Genomic DNA, 17,162 nt, shown 5'->3' on the forward strand with positions numbered 1-17,162 from the left:
CATGGCACGCATGCGCGCGGTCGACGCCGCCGTCCTGATCCTGGAGAAGGAGGGCGCCACCCAGCTGTTCGGCCTCCCCGGTGCCGCGATCAACCCGTTCTACAGCGCCCTGCGCGCACACGGCGGGCTCAAGCACGTGCTGGCCCGCCACGTCGAGGCCGCCTCGCACATGGCCGAGGGCTACACCCGGGCCGCGGCCGGAAACATCGGGGTCTGCATCGGTACGTCGGGCCCGGCCGGCACCGACATGATCACCGGCCTCTACTCGGCGTCCGCCGACTCGATCCCGATCCTCTGCATCACCGGCCAGGCGCCGGTGGCCAAGCTGCACAAGGAGGACTTCCAGGCCGTCGACATCGCCTCGATCGCCAAGCCTGTCTCGAAGTGGGCGGTCACGGTGATGGAGGCCGCGCAAGTCCCGGGCACCTTCCAGAGGGCCTTCCAGATCATGCGCGAAGGACGACCGGGCCCGGTGCTGGTCGACCTGCCGATCGACGTCCAGATGGCCGAGATCGACTTCGACATCGACACCTACGAGCCCCTTCCGGTCAGTCGCCCCGCGGCGACCCGGGCCCAGGCCGAGAAGGCACTGGCCATGCTCAACGCGGCGCAGCGCCCGCTGATCGTGGCCGGCGGCGGCATCATCAACGCGGACGCCGCCGACCTGCTGGTCGAGTTCGCCGAGACCACCGGTGTGCCGGTCGTGCCGACCCTGATGGGCTGGGGCACGATCCCCGACGACCACCCGCTGACCGCGGGCATGGTCGGCCTGCAGACCTCGCACCGCTACGGCAACGCGACCATGCTGGCCAGCGACTTCGTGATCGGTATCGGCAACCGGTGGGCCAACCGCCACACCGGCAGCGTCGAGACCTACACGTCGGGCCGCACGTTCGTGCACGTCGACATCGACCCGACCCAGATCGGTCGCGTCTTCGGCGCCGACTACGGCATCGTCTCCGACGCGAAGGCAGCCCTCGAGGTCTTCGTCGAGGTGGCCAAGGAGTGGGCAGCCGAAGGCAGGCTGGCCGACCGCACCACCTGGGCCGGCGAGTGTGCCGAGCGCAAGCGGACGCTGCAGCGCAGGACCGACTTCGACAGCGTGCCGGTCAAGCCGCAGCGGGTCTACCAGGAGATGAACAAGGCCTTCGGTCCCGAGACCCGCTACGTCTCGACCATCGGCCTCTCCCAGATCCAGGCCGCGCAGCTGCTGCACGTCTACCGGCCCCGCAACTGGATCAACGCCGGCCAGGCCGGCCCCCTGGGCTGGACCGTTCCCGCCGCCCTCGGCGTCGCAGCCGCCGACCCCGAGGCCACCGTGGTCGCGCTGTCGGGCGACTACGACTTCCAGTTCCTGATCGAGGAGCTCGCGGTCGGTGCGCAGTTCCACCTGCCCTACATCCACGTCGTGGTGAACAACTCCTACCTGGGCCTGATCCGCCAGGCGCAGCGCGGCTTCGAGATGGACTACCACGTGCAGCTGTCGTTCGAGAACGTCAACAGCCCCGAGCTCAACGGCTACGGCGTCGACCACGTCAAGGTCGCCGAAGGCCTGGGCTGCAAGGCGATCCGCGTCTTCGAGCCCGACGAGATCCTGCCGGCGCTCGAGCAGGCCAAGAAGCTGATGGTCGAGTTCGAGGTGCCGGTCGTCGTCGAGGTGATCATGGAGCGGATCACCAATGTGTCCATGGGGCTCGAGATCGACAACGTCGTCGAGTTCGAGGAGCTGGCCGAGCGCGGCGAGCACGCGCCCACCGCCATCACCCCGCTGGACTGAGTGGACTCTCGATGCCCAGGGTCCTGATCGCCTCCGACAAGTTCAAGGGGTCGCTCACCGCCGCCGAGGTTGCGGCGGCGGTGGGCTCCGGCGTACGCCGTGTCAGACCGGACGTCGACGTCGACTCGGTGCCCGTCGCCGACGGGGGAGACGGGACCTTGGCGGCCGCGCTCGCGGCCGGATTCTCGAGCGTCCGGGTGACCGCAGCCGGCCCGACCGGGCAGCCGGTCGACACGGCCTACGCGCGCCGCGACGACGTGGCCGTGGTCGAGCTGGCCGACGTGTCCGGCCTGGTCCGGCTGCCGTCGGACCCCGCACCCCTGACGGCCGGCACGTTGGGCACCGGTGAGGTGATCGCCGCCGCGCTCGCTGACGGCTGTCGACGCATTGTGGTCGGCATCGGCGGGAGCGCCAGCACCGACGGCGGCGCCGGGCTGCTGCAGGGCCTGGGCGCCCGGCTCCTGGACGGCGCCGGCCGGCCGATCGGGTCCGGGGGAGCGGCCCTCGCCGATCTCGAGTCGCTCGACCTCGAGGACGTGCGCGCGCGGACCGACGGAGTCGAGTTCGTGGTCGCCTGCGACGTGGACAACCCGCTCACCGGGCCCGTCGGCGCGGCCGCGACCTACGGCCCGCAGAAGGGAGCCGGTCCCGGCCAGGTGGTCGACCTCGACGACGCACTCAGCCACTGGGCCGACGTCGTGGCCACCACCACCGGCACCGACCTCCGGGAGGCCGCCGGAGCCGGGGCCGCCGGTGGTGTGGGCTTCGCCGCCCTGGCCCTGCTCGGCGCCGAGCTCCGGCCCGGCATCGACCTGGTGCTCGATCTCGTCGGCTTCCACGAACGTCTGGCCGGCGTCGACCTGGTGATCACCGGCGAGGGCGCCCTGGACGCCCAGACCCTGCACGGCAAGGCACCCGCGGGAGTGGCCGAGGCCGCCGGGGCGTTGGGCATCGCGGTCGTCGCCGTGTGTGGCGTCAACCGGCTCGACGCCGCGCGGTTGGACGCGGCCGGCATCAAGGCGGCGTACGCCCTCACCGATCTCGAACCCGACGTCAGCCGCTGCATGAGCGATGGCGTACCCCTGCTCGAACGACTGGGCCAGCAGATCGCTGAGACCCACCTGGTGGGAACCACCCCACTCGCCCTGACCTGAGGAGACCCCGTGCGTGCGAACCAGGCACCCCTTCCCTCCAGCTCCGCTGGCGGTGACGCATGAAGCTGCTCCGCGTCGGCGCGATCGGCCGCGAGCGCCCGGCGGCGCTCGACGACAGTGGCCTCCTGCGCGACCTGAGCTCGATCGTCGACGACATCGACGGCCGGTTGCTCACCGATCCGATCCGGATGGCGGCCGTGCGCCAGGCGCTGCACGCCCGCGCGCTGCCGGTGCTGCCACCCGGCCCGAGACTGGGCGCGCCCGTGGCTCGTCCGGGCAAGGTGGTCGGGATCGGGCTGAACTACAAGGACCACGCCCTCGAGACAGGCGTGTCGATCCCTGACGAGCCGGTGGTGTTCCTCAAGCCCGGGAGCTCGGTGTGCGGGCCGGCCGACACGATCGTCCTGCCACCTGACAGCACCACCACCGACCATGAGGTCGAGCTCGGGGTGGTGGTCGGCGCCCGGCTGTCGCACTGTCACGACCCGTCCGCGGCGCTGGCCGCGGTCGGCGGCTACCTGACTGCCGACGACCTCTCCGAACGCTCGCGCATCGCGGCGGGGCCGACCTGGGCCAAGGGCAAGTGCGCAGACACCTTCACCCCGATCGGGCCGTGGCTGGTCACGCCCGACGAGGTGGGCGACCCGCAGGCGCTGACGCTGACCCTGGCCGTCAACGGTGAGGTGCGCCAGTCGGGCACGACCTCCCTGATGGCGTACGGCGTCGGCGAGCTGCTGGCCTACGTCTCGACCCTGATGACCCTCGAGCCGGGCGACCTGGTGCTGACCGGAACACCCGGGGGAGTCGCCGCGGGCCGCCCGGAGCCCAAGCCCTATCTCCGCGACGGCGACGTGGTCGAGGCCGAGGTGGTCGGCCTCGGTCGACAGTGCACTCCGGTTGCGGGGCACGCACCCCCGGCGGAAACTACAGTGAGGTCCTGATGACACGAACATCCGAAGCGCAGGCCCACGGTCACTACGACCTGGTGATCCGAGCCAACCGTGTGGTGAGCACGGCTGGCGAGGTGGAACGCCAGATCGGCGTCAAGGACGGCAGGGTCGTCGCGATCGAGCCGCTCGACGCTGACCTGATCGGTGCCGAGCACGTCGAGCTGGCCGACGACGAGGTGCTGATGCCCGGCCTGGTCGACTCGCACGTGCATGTGAACGACCCGGGCCGCACCGAGTGGGAGGGCTTCACGTCCGCCACCCGGGCCGCCGCCGCCGGTGGCGTCACCACGATCGTCGACATGCCGCTAAACAGCATCCCCCCGACCTGCGACGTCCCGGCCCTCGAGCTCAAGCGCAAGACAGCCGAGAGCCAGGCCTTCGTCGACGTCGGCTTCTGGGGTGGCGCCGTCCCCGGCAACGTGCCCGACCTGAGGCCGCTCCACGACGCCGGCGTGTTCGGCTTCAAGTGCTTCCTGCTGCACTCGGGCGTCGATGAGTTCCCGCACCTCGATCCCGACCAGCTCGAGGAGGCGATGCGCGAGCTGCGCTCCTTCGACGGGCTGATGATCGTGCACGCCGAGGACACCCACGCGATCGAGCGGGCGCCGGCCGCTCACGGCGAGACGTACGACGACTTCCTGCACAGCCGGCCGCGTGGCGCGGAGAACCTCGCCGTCGCGCAGGTGATCGAGCTGGCCCGCTGGACCGGCTGTCGGGTGCACATCCTGCACGTGTCGAGCTCCGACGTGCTGCCGATGCTGGCCAGTGCGCGACGCGAAGGCGTGCCGATCACCGCCGAGACCTGCCCGCACTACCTGACCTTCTCGTCCGAGGAGGTCCCCGACGGCGCCACGCAGTTCAAGTGCTGCCCGCCGATCCGTGAGGCGGCCAACCGCGAGCTGCTCTGGGAGGGTCTGCGCGACGGCGTGATCGACATGGTCGTGACCGACCACTCGCCGTCGACGGTCGACCTCAAGTGCCTCGACACCGGTGACTTCGGAGTCGCCTGGGGCGGCATCTCCTCGCTCCAGCTCGGCCTGTCGGCGGTCTGGACCGAGGCCCGTCGTCGAGGCTTCACGCTGGTCGACGTGGCCCGCTGGATGTGCCAGGCGCCGGCCCGGCAGACGGGCCTGCGGGGCAAGGGCCGGATCGAGATCGGCTATGACGCCGACTTCGCGGTCTTCGCCCCGGAGGACGACTTCGTCGTCGACGTGGACAAGCTGCACCACAAGAACGCCATCACGCCGTACGCCGGCCGCCCGCTGGCCGGCGTCGTCCGCAGCACCTGGCTGCGCGGTCGGCGCATCGACATCACCGAGCAGGCCCAGCCCCAGGGCCGCCTGCTGACCCGAGGAGGAGCATGACCACCCCAGCATCGCCGCGCTACTACGCCCCGAAGGGCGGGCTGCCCGCGCAGACCGAGCTCACCACCGACCGGGCGACGTTCACCGAGGCGTACGCCGTCCTTCCGCGCGGCACGATGCGCGACATCGTCACCAGTGCCCTGCCGTTCTGGGAGAGCACCCGGCTCTGGGTGATCGCCCGGCCGCTCTCCGGGTTCTCCGAGACGTTCTCGCAGTACATCGTCGAGGTCTCGCCCGGCGGCGGAAGTGACAAGCCGGAGCTCGACGAGGGCGCTGAGGGCGTGGTCTTCGTGGTCGAGGGTGACCTCGTCCTCGACCTCGAGGGGGAGAAGCACGACCTCGGGCCGGGCGGCTACGCCTTCCTGCCGCCGGGCTCCGTCTGGACCCTGCACAACACCAGCGACGCCACCGCAACCTTCCACTGGATCCGCAAGGCCTACCAGTTCGTCGACGGCATCGAGGCGCCCGCAGCGTTCGTGACCAACGAGGTCGACGTCGAGGCGGGCGAGATGCCCGGCACCAACGGGGCCTGGACCACCCAGCGCTTCGCCGACCCGACCGACATCCGCCACGACATGCACGTCAACATCGTCAACTTCGAGCCCGGCGGCTCGATCCCGTTCCCGGAGACCCATGTCATGGAGCACGGGCTCTACGTGCTCGAGGGCAAGGCGATGTACCTGCTGAACAACGACTGGGTCGAGGTGCAGGAGGGCGACTTCATGTGGCTGCGCGCCTTCTGCCCGCAGGCCTGCTACGCCGGTGGGCCGGGTCGGTTCCGCTACCTGCTCTACAAGGACGTCAACCGGCACGCCAAGCTGAGTCGTCAGTTCGCCTGACGGCGCTGGTCTGCTGATGAGCTGTCGCTGATGCCTGTCGCCGTCGTCACCGGAGCCGGATCCGGCCTGGGCCGTGTCATCGCACACGGCCTGGCCGGGGCCGGCTTCTCGGTCGCCCTGCTGGGTCGCCGAGCCGACGCGCTCGAGGCGACGGCCGCCTCGATCGCCGAGGCCCTCGTGCTGCCGACCGACGTCACCGTCCTGTCGAGCGTCGAGGCCGCGTTCGCCGCGGTGGTCGACGCGTGGGGCCGGGTCGACGTACTCGTCAACAACGCCGGCACGTTCGGCCCCCAGGGTGAGGTCGACGAGATCGCCGTGGACGACTGGCTGGACACCGTCTCGGTCAACCTGACCGGGGCTTTCCTCTGTGCCCGCGCGGCCTTCGGGCAGATGAAGCGCCAGGACCCGCGGGGCGGCCGGATCATCAACAACGGGTCGATCTCCGCGCACACGCCGCGGCCCGGCAGTGCGGCGTACACCTCCACCAAGCACGGCATGACCGGCCTGACCAAGGCGCTGGCCCTGGACGGGCGCGCCCACGACATCGCGGTCGGTCAGATCGACATCGGCAATGCGGCGACCGAGATGACCTCGGGCTTCGGGCAGACCGAGCCGACGTTCGACCCGGCCCACGTGGCTGACGCCGTGGTCGCGATGGCCCGCCTCCCGCTCGGTGTCAGCGTGCCGGCCATGACGATCCTCGCGACCGGCATGCCGTACGTCGGACGCGGCTGAGGGTCGACGGCGTCTTCTCGCGCGCTCAGACGTTCACCTGCATGTGGACAGGCGCTTCCGCCGGGGCGGTCAGGCCACCGAGAAGGCCCACCAGTGCCGCGACGGCGATGAGCGGCCCGAGCCGCGGACGAAAGACAACATGCTTCGCGCGTTGCCTGGCGACGAAGTCGGTGCTGGTGAACCACCACAATGAGCCGAGCTGCGCCAACGAGGCAGCAAAGTTCAGCACCTCCGAGAAGTCGGTGGAGCCCGTGCTGGCAGCGGCGCCGTCGACCAGGACGAAGACCACGAAGAGAGCCCATGCAAGGAGAGACCGCACGAGCTTCCCAACCAGCACGCCGGACGCGCCCCAGCCCACCAGTAGCGCACCGAGCAGCATGGAGGGTGCTGCGCCCGTCTCGTCCTGTCGGAACCCCACCTCGGTGATGTGAATGACCTGGGCCGCCAGGCATGACCAGGCCAGAGCCCAGGCTGCGACCGGCAGCCCCTCCTCCCGGCCGGCCCCGCGCCGCGGTGCAGCTGAGGTCGGACCGGTCTTCGCCTGCGCGGCGGGCCGGCGTCCGCGCCTGGTGCACAACCCCGCCACAGTGACAGCCAGCAGCCCGAACCCGAACAGGCAGAACAACCAGGGAGTGCGCGGAGTCAACGTGGCCACCTCAGGCTCGGTCGACTGATAGTGCACCTCGACCGGGTCGTCATGGCGGTATCCGCACCAGCGCTGGTCCCGCGAAGAGCTGACCTGACGCCGCTCGTCATCGACCGTGTACGCCGCGGTCAGGTAGCACTCGCTGCCATCCAGCCGCATGCCGTGCGCCACCACGGTGCCGCTGGTGGTGGCGTCCGTTCCGGGAGTGCGCACCATTGCGATGGTGCCCGTCACGAGGAGAACCAGTCCGATGGCGAGCCAGCGCGCAGGCGCGGAACGGAGGAGCGGCCCGAGCGACATGCGCGAATCCTGTCAGGAAGGGGCATCCGGTCGGATGTCGCCCTCATCTGGCAATGCGGGTGACCCCTCCACGTCGCGCGCCGACGAGACGCGCCGTCGTTCCGTGAGTCGCTGGTCAGGCCCTTCGGCGGTACGCCGGCGGCACCGCGTTGAACGCGTCGCCGACACGATGCACGTGCAGCGCGTTGGTCGAGCCGGGCGTGCCGGGCGGCGTGCCCGCGATCAGCACCACGAGCTCACCAGCGGCCACCCTGCCGGAGGCCAGCAGTGCCTCGTCGATCTGCAGCACCATCGCGTCGGTGTTCTCGACCTCGCCGCTGACGAACGTCTCGACGCCCCAGGACAGGCTCAGGTGCGAGCGGACCAGGGGCACCGGCGTGAAGGCCAGCACCGGGATCCGGCTGCGGTAGCGCGAGAGGCGCCGGGCCGAGTCGCCGGTCGTGGTGAACGCGACCAGGTAGCGGGCGCCCAGTCGGTCGGCGACCTCGGCGGCAGCCTTGGCGATCACGCCGCCCTTGGTGCGTGGCTGCCAGTCGATCGCCGCCATCCGGGCCAGACCGTGGTCCTCGGTGGACTCGACGATCCGGGCCATCGTGGCGACCGCGGCGACGGCGTGGTCGCCCACGCTGGTCTCGCCGGAGAGCATCACCGCGTCGGCGCCGTCGAGCACGGCGTTGGCCACGTCGCTGGCCTCGGCCCTGGTGGGTTGCGGCGCCGAGATCATCGACTCGAGCATCTGGGTGGCCACGATGACCGGCTTCGCGTTGCGCCGGGCCTTCTCGATCACCTGCTTCTGCAGGAACGGCACGTCCTCCAGCGGGCACTCCACGCCGAGGTCGCCGCGGGCGACCATGAACGCGTCGAACGCCTTGATCACCTCGTCGAGGTTGTCGATGGCCTGGGGCTTCTCGATCTTCGCGATGACGGGGCGGAGGATGCCCTCCTCGCGCATGATCGCGCGGACGTCCTCGGCGTCCCGGGCCGAGCGCACGAACGACAGGGCGACGAAGTCGACGCCCAGGTGCAGGGCGAAGCGCAGGTCGTCCTTGTCCTTCGCGGACAGGGCGGGCACGGAGACCGCGACGCCCGGCAGGTTGATGCCCTTGTGGTTGCTGATCGGACCGGCGACGACGACCACGGTGTGCACCTCGGTGTCCTCGACCGCGGTGACCTCGAGGGTGACGCGTCCGTCGTCGATCAGAATGCGCTCGCCGGGGGAGACGTCGGAGGCCAGACCGGCGTACGTGGTGGAGCACCGGCGCGTGTCTCCGGGGACGTCGCGTGTGGTGATCGTGAAGGGGGCGCCCTTCTCGATGCGGACCGGGCCGTCCGGCACCAGGCCGAGGCGAATCTTGGGACCCTGCAGGTCGGCCAGGATGCCGACGCCGCGGCCCGCTGCCTCGGCGGCCTCGCGCACCATCAGGTAGGACTTCTCGTGGTCGGCCTGGGTGCCGTGGCTCATGTTGAGGCGCGCGACGTCCATGCCGGCGCCCACGAGTGCGCCGATCTGGTCAGGGGTCGAGGTGGCCGGGCCGAGGGTGGCGACGATCTTTGCTCTGCGCATGAGACCGACGGTAGGCGGGTGAGGCCACTGGTGGGCGACAATGCGGCAATGATTCCACAATCTGGAATAGAAATTCCGAAATAGCGACTCGGTGTCAATCTCTGACCCATGCGGGTGATGCCGCGGGCGACCCGCGCGGCCTAGCGTTCTGGCATGGGATTCGAGGTCGCCGCCGACGCCTACGACCGGTTCATGGGCCGCTACTCGCGGCCGCTCGCCGAGGAGTTCGTCCGGGCAGCGGGGGTGGCCGACGGCCAGCGCGCACTCGACGTCGGGTGCGGGCCCGGCGCTCTCACCACGGTGCTGGTGCGGGAGCTGGGCGTCGAGGCGGTCTGTGCCGTCGACCCGTCAGAGTCGTTCGTGACCGCCTTCGCTGAGCGCTTCCCAGCGGTCGACGTACGTCGTGGGGCGGCCGAGGCGCTGCCGTACGGAGACAACACGTTCGACGTCGCGATGGCGCAACTGGTGGTGCCGTTCATGGCCGACCCGGTGGCCGGACTGCGCGAGATGGCCCGGGTGACCAGACCCGGGGGAGTCGTGGCGGCCTGCGCGTGGGACCACGCCGGCGAGCGAACCCCGCTCACGGCGTACTGGCGGGCGGTCGAGCGGGTCGCGCCGGGCGGTGCCGGTGAGGCGAACATCCCCGGGTGCCGGCGCGGTCACCTCGCCGAGCTCTTCGCCCAGGCCGGCTTCGAGGACCCGGTGGAGTCGGAGCTCACGATCCGCGTCCCCCTGCCCACGTTCGAGGACTGGTGGGAGCCGATGACCAACGGCACCGGACCGGTCGGCGACCACTACGCGCGACTCGACGAGGAGCAGCGAGCGGCCCTGCGAGCCGCCGCCGCCGAGCTGGTGCCGGCCTCCAACCTCGAGATCACGGGTACGACGTGGTGCGTGCTCGGCCGAGTCTGATCAGGTGACCCGGCTCAGCACCAACGACGTACGCCGTTGCGGGCCAGTGCCAGGTCGCGGCGGAGCACCGAGAGCCGGCGGCCCTGGCTGTGACAGGCGCGCCTGAAGTCGCGGTCGCGGTATTCGACGACGAGGACCCGGCGTCCGTAGTGGGCTGCGTAGGCGCCGCACTCGTGCCAGCGCGCGCACTCCTCGGCGACCGCGAAGTCGAAACCGACGCGCCGTCCGTCGAGGGCCGGCCAGTTCTTCTGCGCGACCGAGAGCCCGGACCGGTGGGCCCGACGGGTCAGCAGTGCGGCGTACGCCTGGGTCTGGCGCGGTGTGACGAGCCGTCGGCTGCGCGAGAACGAGTCGAGGTTGTCGAGCTCGACGGCGTCGAAGCCGGCCCGGGCACAGCCCGCCATCCACGCACCCACGATGCGGGCGAGAGTGCGTCTCCTGGCCGGCGTGCGGAGGTCGAGCAGCTTCTCTCCCCAGGCCGAGTCGAGGACCGGCCGGCCGTTGCGCTTGAGGATCAGGTGCTGGCGGGTGCGCCAGAAACGCCCTTCGTCGGGTTGGGTCTGGAACGCGTTGATGTAGCAGATGTTGTAGCGGCCCCGGACCGGCGTCGCGCGACGATCACGCAGCACGACGCCGACCGACGCGGGCACCGGCCGAGCACCACCGAGCTGGTAGTCCCAGTGGGTCCCGACCGGCAACGGCACGCGGTCGGCAGCGTGTGCGGTGGGGACGAGCGCGCCCAGCGTCAGCCCGGCGACGGCCAGCAGGACCGCGGACCAGCGCATCAGCCCTGTTGGCGTGCCATCCAGGCCTCGACGTCGGACGACGTGCGGGGCAGCGACTCCGACAGGTTTGTGAACCCGTCGGCGGTGACCACGATGTCGTCCTCGATGCGGATGCCGATGCCACGCAGCTCTTCAGGAACGAGCAGGTCGTCCTCCTGGAAGTAGAGGCCCGGCTCCACCGTGAGCACCATGCCCTCGACCAGGTCGCCCTTCGGGTAGACCTCGGGGGCCGCGGAGCCGCAGTCGTGCACGTCGAGGCCCAGCATGTGGCTGGTGCCGTGGAGGGTCCAGCGGGAGTAGACCTTCGACTCCGGGTCGAGCGCCTCCTCGACGGAGACCGGCAGCAGGCCCATGTCGCCGAGCCCGGTGGCCAGCACCTCCATCGCCGCGTGGTGCGCGGCCAGGAACGGTACGCCGGGGCGCACGGCCTGGATGCCGGCCTCCTGCGCGTTGTAGACGAGGTCATAGAGGTCGCGCTGCAACGGCGTGAAGGTGCCGTCGACCGGGATCGTGCGGGTGACGTCGGCGGTGTAGAGGTTGGTGCCCTCGACGCCCATGTCGAGCAGCAGCAGCTCGCCGGGTGTGACCGGGCCGGAGTTCTCGATCCAGTGCAGGGTGGTGGCGTGGCTGCCGCCGCCGACGATCGAGTCGTAGCCGATGTCGTTGCCCATCGCACGGGCCCGGCGGAAGAACGTGCCCTCGATCCAGCGCTCGCCGTACTTGAGGACGTTCTCCCAGTCGCGCACCGAGTCCTCGAAGCCGAGGGTGGTGATGTCGCAGGCCTCGGCCAGCTCGCCGAGCTCCCAGTCGTCCTTGACCAGGCGCATCTCCGAGAGCACCCGGGCGAAGTCACGGTCGCGCTCCTCGTCGCCGGACACGGTGCCGTCGACCTTGGCGTCGACGCCGCGCAGCACGCGGGTCTTGCCGCTGCCGGACAGGGCGGAGGGGAGGTCGTCGATGTGCTTGCAGGTGATGCCGAGAGACGCGGACATCTCACCGAGCGAGGGACGCCGACCTGCCCACAGCGCGCCGTACTGACGGTCGCGGAAGAACTCGTCGGTGTCGCGGCCCGAGCGGGGCCGCGCGTAGAGGACTGCTTCCCCACCGTCGACCACGAGCACCGCGTCGGTGGTCTGGTTGCCGGAGAAGTAGGTGTGCGCCGTGTCGGGGCGGAACCGGTAGTCGGTGTCGTTGGCACGCACCTTGTAGTTGCCCGCAGGGATCACCAGCCGCTCACCGGGGAAGGCATCGGCCAGGCGCTGGCGGCGCACGGCGGCCGGGGCGGTCACCGGATGCGGGGGGACGTCGGCCTCGCGGTCTGCCCACCCCTGGCGCATGAAGGCGGACCACGCTTCAGGCACGGCCTGGTCGTGGGACTCGGTCTTCGGCTGGGGTGTTGCCGAGAGGTCAGAGGGCTCGGAGGGTGTGTTCTCGATCTCGCTCACGACTCCACCATACGACTTGCCAGGCAGCCGAGCAGATACGCTTCCCCCCATGCCTGCTCGCCGCCACGAAAGCCTTGTCTTCACCATCGTGGTCTCCGCAGTCGCAGCGCTGGCAGCCGTCCCGATGGCCGTTCTGCTGGCCCTGTCGGGTGAGGGCACATCGGTCGTGCTGGCCGCGTTGTTCGCGCTGGTCCCGGTCGGGCCGCTGATCGGCTGCTACCTGTGGCTGGACCGCTACGAGCCGGAGCCGAAGACGCTCCTCGCCCTCGGTCTCGCATGGGGTGCCTTCGTCTCCACGTTGCTGGCGCTGATCGTGCAGGGCGTCGGCGGGTTCTTCGCCGGGTGGTCCGACGAGGCGTCCCTCGCCGTGGTTGCGCCCGTCTCCGAAGAGGCGACCAAGGGCCTCTTCCTCCTGCTGCTCCTGCTGTGGCGACGACAGGAGTTCGACGGAGTGCTCGACGGACTGGTGTACGCCGGCATGGTGGGCATCGGCTTCGCGTTCACCGAGAACATCCTGTATCTGAGCGCCGCCTACAACGGCACCGATGCCGGCGGGCCCGGAGGCTTGACCAGCCTCAGCGTCTCGTTCGTCGTCCGCTGCCTGGCCAGCCCCTTCGCGCACCCGCTCTTCACGGCGTTCACCGGGATCGGTCTCGGCCTGGCTGTGACCAGCCGGTCGACGCTCGTCCGGTTCGGCGCCCCTGTGCTCGGCTACGCGGTCGCCGTGGGGCTGCACGCCGCCTGGAACGGGTCCACCCTGCTGGCAGACGGTGCGGGGTTCATCGGCGTCTACTTCCTGGTGATGTTCCCCGTGCTCGTCCTGGTCGTCGCTCTGGCCGTGTGGACGCGCTCGCGCGAGCGTGGGCTGCTGGCCCGTGCCCTGCACGACGCCGCCGGCCGCGGCCTGATCCCGACGGGCGACATTCCGCACGTGGTCGACCTGCGAGCGCGGCGGCAGGCCCGGGCCTTCGCCAGGGCGCACGGCGGCCAGTCCGGCGCCCGAGCCATGCGCGACTATCAGCAGGCGGCCGTGGAACTGGGGTACCTTCACCATCGCGTGCTCCGGGGCACGGCTCCCCGAAACTTTGCCGAGCGTGGCCAGGCGTTCGTGGAGCGCATGCACGCGGTGCGGCCGATGATCGCCTTTCCCACGCCCTTTCCAGCAGGAGGCCGCCACCTATGAGTTACTCCACGACGATGCTCACCGCGCTGGTGCGGCTGCGGGGAGCACTGCAGGAGTCGCCCCTGCCACTCGACGTGCCCGGCGTCGACGACCAGCGCGCCGCACGCACCGAGATGGTCGACCAGCTCGAGGACTACGTCATCCCGCGGTTGATGACCATCGACGCTCCCTTGCTCACCGTGGTCGGTGGCTCGACCGGCGCCGGCAAGTCGACACTGGTCAACTCGCTGGTCGGCAGACGGGTGACCGAGCCCGGCGTACTGCGCCCCACCACTCGATCGCCGGTCCTGGTGCACAACCCCGAGGACGCCAGCTGGTTCGGTCAGGACCGCATCCTGCCTGACCTCGAGCGCACCCAGCGGGCCACCGGTGACCCGTCGGCGTTGCAGCTCGTGGCGGCCGACTCGGTGCCGGCCGGCCTGGCCGTGCTCGACGCCCCCGACGTCGACTCGGTCGAGGAGCGCAACCGCACCCTGGCCGCGCAGCTGCTGGCCGCGGCCGACCTGTGGCTCTTCGTCACCTCGGCCGCCCGGTACGCCGACCAGGTTCCGTGGGAGTTCCTCAAGCAGGCCGCGGATCGGAGCGCCGCAGTGGCGATCGTCCTGGACCGCACCCCTCCCGAGGCGATCGACACGGTCTCGGCCCACCTGGCCCGCATGCTGGCCAGCCGCGGCCTGAAGGACTCGCCGTTGTTCGTGGTCACCGAAGGAACGGTCGACGAACACGGCCTGCTTCCGCCCAGCGCGGTCAAGGACATCCGCGGCTGGCTCGACTCCCTGGCAGCCGACGCCGATGCCCGAGCGGCGGTCGTCAAGCAGACCCTCGAAGGCGCCATCCGCTCCGTCTCGTCGCGTGCCTACGGAGTCGCCGACGCCCTCGACGCCCAGGTCGCGGCGACGACATCGCTGCGGGAGGACGTCGAGAAGGCGTACGCCGAGGCCGGGGACGCGATCACACTGGCCAGCGCCGACGGCACGCTGCTTCGTGGCGAGGTGCTGGCCCGCTGGCAGGAGTTCGTCGGCACCGGCGAGCTGCTGAGGTCGCTCGAGTCGAAGGTCGGTCGGGTCCGGGACCGGCTGGTCAACGCGGTCAAGGGCAAGCCGCAGCAGGCCGAACGGGTCACCGTCGCGGTCGAGTCCGGGCTGGAGACATTGCTGCTCGAGCATGCCGAGGCAGCCGCAGAGCGGGCGGCCGCGTCCTGGCGTTCGACCGCCCAGGGCAAGGCACTGCTGGCCAGCGGGTCCAGCGACCTGGGCCGGGCCTCGCGTGACTTCCGGCGTCATGCCGAGCTCGCTGTTCGCGAGTGGCAGCAGGACGTGCTCGACATGGTGCGCACCGAGGGTGCCGACAAGCGAGGCACCGCACGGTTCCTGGCCTACGGCGTGAACGGCCTGTCCGTGGCGTTGATGGTGATCGTGTTCGCGCACACCGCCGGCGTCACCGGCGCCGAGGCGGGGATCGCCGGTGGCAGTGCGGTGATCGGGCAGAAGCTGCTCGAGGCCGTGTTCGGCGACCAGGCAGTGCGTGCGTTGGCCGAGCGGGCGCGTCGTGACCTGGCCAGCCGCGTCGACACGCTGCTCGCCGATGAGCGGGTTCGCTTCACCGGGCTCGTCGACGCTCTCGGCGTCGATCCCGCAGGCCCGGACCGGCTCCGTGCCGCGGCTCGCCGGGTCACCGACGAGCGCTTCGCCGGTCGGGGTCGCCTCGGTGGTGGCGACCATTCCGCATGACGGTGCCGTGGAACTCCACGCGATGCCCGCTCGTCGCCGACGGTTGCATAGAGTTTGGCCTCCACCCCCTGTGAACCTCCGAGGGAGAAGATGACGTCGTTGCTCGAGAGCGCCAGGAAACTGGTCTCCAGAGGATCCGACCTGGACGCTCGCGTTGCCGGTCTCGATGCTGCCGTGCTGCAGGCACGCGGCCGGCTCGACGACGAAATCGTCGACCACGGCCGAGAGGTCGTCGACCGTGCGACCAGTCGACTCCGGCTCTCGGCGGAGCACACCGTGATCGCACTCGCCGGCGCCACCGGTTCGGGAAAGTCCTCGACGTTCAACGCGTTGACCGATCTCGAGCTCTCCGCCGTCGGCGTACGCCGTCCCACCACGTCGTGGGCGACCGCCTGCGTGTGGGGTCGTGAGGGCGCGCCCGAGCTGCTCGACTGGCTGGGCATTCCCGCGCGCCACCAGGTCACCCGTGACTCGATGCTCGACACCGGCCGCGAGGACAAGCGCATGCACGGCACCGTGCTGCTCGACCTCCCCGACCACGACTCCACCGAGGTCTCCCACCACCTCGAGGTCGACCGTCTGGTGAAGTTGGCCGACGTGCTCGTGTGGGTCCTCGACCCACAGAAGTACGCCGACGCGGCCGTCCACGACCGCTACCTCAAGCCTCTCGCGGGGCATGCCGGCATCATGCTCGTCGTGCTCAACCACATCGACACCGTGCCTCCCGACCGTCGTGACGCGATGGTGGACGACGTACGTCGTCTGCTGGCCGCCGACGGTCTCGGCGAGGTCCCGGTGCTGCCGATCAGTGCCCGCGAGGAGCTCGGGCTCGACGAGCTCAAGGACGAGCTGGCTCGTCGGGTGGCCGGCAAGCGTGCCGCGAAGGCTCGGCTCGAGGCCGATGTGAAGGCCGTCGCCGACGAGCTCTCCACGGCCTCCGGTGCAGCCCGCGTGGCGTCACCGACCAAGCAGCGCATCACCGAGCTGGAGGATGCCTTCGCCGATGCGGCCGGCGTGCCGATCGTGGTCGACGCGGTCGAGACCTCCACCCGGATCCGGGCCGGCCGGGCCACGGGGTGGCCGGTCACGTCCTGGCTCTCGAAGCTCAAGCCCGATCCGCTCAAGCGACTGCACCTGGATCTCGGCAAGGAGGGGCGGGCCCTGACCAAGGCCTCCCGCACCTCGATCCCGCAGGCCACCAAGGTGCAGCGGGCCCGGGTCGATGCGGCCGTGCGTGGCGTCGCCGACGAGGTCAGCAGCGGACTGACCGCGCCGTGGCAGGCGTCGATCCGTCGCGCCTCGGTGTCCAACAGTGCGCAGATCGGTGACGAGCTCGACACCGCTCTGGCCAGCACCGATCTCGGTGTGGCGAAGCTGCCGTGGTGGGCGAGCACGGTGCGGGTGCTCCAGTGGCTGCTGATCCTGACCGCCCTGGCCGGTGGCGTCTGGCTGGGTGTCCTGGCGGTGATGGCCTACCTGCACATGCCCGAGCCGCCGACGCCCGACCTCGGCGGTTTCCCGGTGCCGACGCTGATGTTGCTCGGGGGAGTGCTGCTCGGTGTGATCCTGGCCCTGATCTGCAAGGTGCTGGTCTCGCTGACCGCGCGGTCGCGAGCCCGTGCCGCCGACCGCAACCTGCGATCGGGGATCCGTGGCATCAGCCAGAGCCTGGTGATCCAGCCGATCGAGGCCGAGCTCGACGCCTACGACCGCGTCCGCGAGGGCCTGGCCACCGCCCTGCGCTGACCCGTCGCCAGTTCGGGCCGACCCGTCGTGAG

14 protein-coding genes are annotated in these 17,162 nt (G+C 70.7%); 10 read left to right on the forward strand and 4 right to left on the reverse strand.

Translation table 11 applies throughout. The annotated features are described in order from the left end of the window. Position 1: 1 nt before the first annotated feature. The 6 genes from gcl to NJ4_RS10700 are packed head-to-tail and all read left to right on the forward strand — an operon-like array spanning position 2 to position 6,819. Positions 2 to 1,777, forward strand: coding sequence for a glyoxylate carboligase (gcl, locus tag NJ4_RS10675; RefSeq protein WP_067434253.1), 1,776 nt, complete (start codon positions 2 to 4; stop codon positions 1,775 to 1,777). 11 nt (positions 1,778 to 1,788) lie between these two features. Beyond that, a complete protein-coding gene (locus NJ4_RS10680) occupies positions 1,789 to 2,931 on the forward strand; it encodes a glycerate kinase (protein WP_067434256.1) in 1,143 nt (380 codons plus the stop codon). A 59-nt stretch (positions 2,932 to 2,990) separates the two neighbouring features. After that, positions 2,991 to 3,872: a fumarylacetoacetate hydrolase family protein gene (locus tag NJ4_RS10685; protein WP_067434259.1), complete on the forward strand. Its 882-nt coding sequence runs from the start codon at positions 2,991 to 2,993 to the stop codon at positions 3,870 to 3,872. Continuing rightward, positions 3,872 to 5,245 (forward strand): allantoinase AllB, encoded by a 1,374-nt coding sequence (allB, locus tag NJ4_RS10690; RefSeq protein ID WP_067434290.1) that lies wholly within the window; start codon positions 3,872 to 3,874, stop codon positions 5,243 to 5,245. Before NJ4_RS10685 ends, allB begins: the two co-directional genes overlap by 1 nt. Next, positions 5,242 to 6,084, forward strand: a complete 843-nt coding sequence (locus tag NJ4_RS10695) for a bifunctional allantoicase/(S)-ureidoglycine aminohydrolase (protein WP_067434262.1) — start codon at positions 5,242 to 5,244, stop codon at positions 6,082 to 6,084. Before allB ends, NJ4_RS10695 begins: the two co-directional genes overlap by 4 nt. 30 nt (positions 6,085 to 6,114) lie before the next feature. Beyond that, on the forward strand, positions 6,115 to 6,819 hold the full coding sequence (locus NJ4_RS10700) for an SDR family oxidoreductase (RefSeq protein ID WP_067434265.1): 705 nt from the start codon (positions 6,115 to 6,117) through the stop codon (positions 6,817 to 6,819). Positions 6,820 to 6,844: 25 nt separating this feature from the next. Here the strand turns inward: NJ4_RS10700 and NJ4_RS10705 are convergent, their stop codons facing one another. Both NJ4_RS10705 and pyk read right to left on the reverse strand, forming a co-directional pair. Further along, positions 6,845 to 7,765, reverse strand: coding sequence for a DUF3592 domain-containing protein (locus NJ4_RS10705; RefSeq protein WP_067434270.1), 921 nt, complete (start codon positions 7,763 to 7,765; stop codon positions 6,845 to 6,847). A 115-nt stretch (positions 7,766 to 7,880) separates the two neighbouring features. Next, positions 7,881 to 9,329 carry a pyruvate kinase gene (pyk, locus tag NJ4_RS10710; RefSeq protein WP_067434272.1) on the reverse strand — a complete coding sequence of 483 codons (1,449 nt, stop codon included), beginning with the start codon at positions 9,327 to 9,329 and terminating at the stop codon, positions 7,881 to 7,883. Positions 9,330 to 9,482: 153 nt separating this feature from the next. Between pyk and NJ4_RS10715 the strand changes: the two genes are divergently transcribed. After that, positions 9,483 to 10,241 (forward strand): class I SAM-dependent methyltransferase, encoded by a 759-nt coding sequence (locus tag NJ4_RS10715; protein WP_067434275.1) that lies wholly within the window; start codon positions 9,483 to 9,485, stop codon positions 10,239 to 10,241. Positions 10,242 to 10,255: 14 nt separating this feature from the next. On the opposite strand, the gene NJ4_RS10720 is transcribed toward NJ4_RS10715, so the two are convergent. Together NJ4_RS10720 and NJ4_RS10725 are read right to left on the reverse strand one after the other, a co-directional pair. Beyond that, a complete protein-coding gene (locus NJ4_RS10720) occupies positions 10,256 to 11,026 on the reverse strand; it encodes an endo alpha-1,4 polygalactosaminidase (protein ID WP_067434276.1) in 771 nt (256 codons plus the stop codon). Beyond that, positions 11,026 to 12,471 (reverse strand): aminopeptidase P family protein, encoded by a 1,446-nt coding sequence (locus NJ4_RS10725; protein ID WP_245644529.1) that lies wholly within the window; start codon positions 12,469 to 12,471, stop codon positions 11,026 to 11,028. Before NJ4_RS10725 ends, NJ4_RS10720 begins: the two co-directional genes overlap by 1 nt. Positions 12,472 to 12,520: 49 nt before the next feature. On the opposite strand from NJ4_RS10725, the gene NJ4_RS10730 reads away from it, so the two are divergent. From NJ4_RS10730 to NJ4_RS10740, 3 genes are all read left to right on the forward strand, one after another. After that, entirely contained in the window at positions 12,521 to 13,654 is a 1,134-nt protein-coding gene (locus NJ4_RS10730; protein WP_067434278.1) for a PrsW family intramembrane metalloprotease, read from the forward strand. Next, positions 13,651 to 15,384: a dynamin family protein gene (locus NJ4_RS10735; protein ID WP_245644530.1), complete on the forward strand. Its 1,734-nt coding sequence runs from the start codon at positions 13,651 to 13,653 to the stop codon at positions 15,382 to 15,384. Before NJ4_RS10730 ends, NJ4_RS10735 begins: the two co-directional genes overlap by 4 nt. Positions 15,385 to 15,474: 90 nt before the next feature. After that, positions 15,475 to 17,130: a YfjP family GTPase gene (locus NJ4_RS10740; RefSeq protein ID WP_067434282.1), complete on the forward strand. Its 1,656-nt coding sequence runs from the start codon at positions 15,475 to 15,477 to the stop codon at positions 17,128 to 17,130. Positions 17,131 to 17,162: the final 32 nt, after the last annotated feature.

The organism is Nocardioides jensenii JCM 1364 = NBRC 14755 (assembly GCF_001552535.1).
In the GTDB taxonomy this organism is placed as follows: Bacteria; Actinomycetota; Actinomycetes; order Propionibacteriales; family Nocardioidaceae; genus Nocardioides; species Nocardioides jensenii.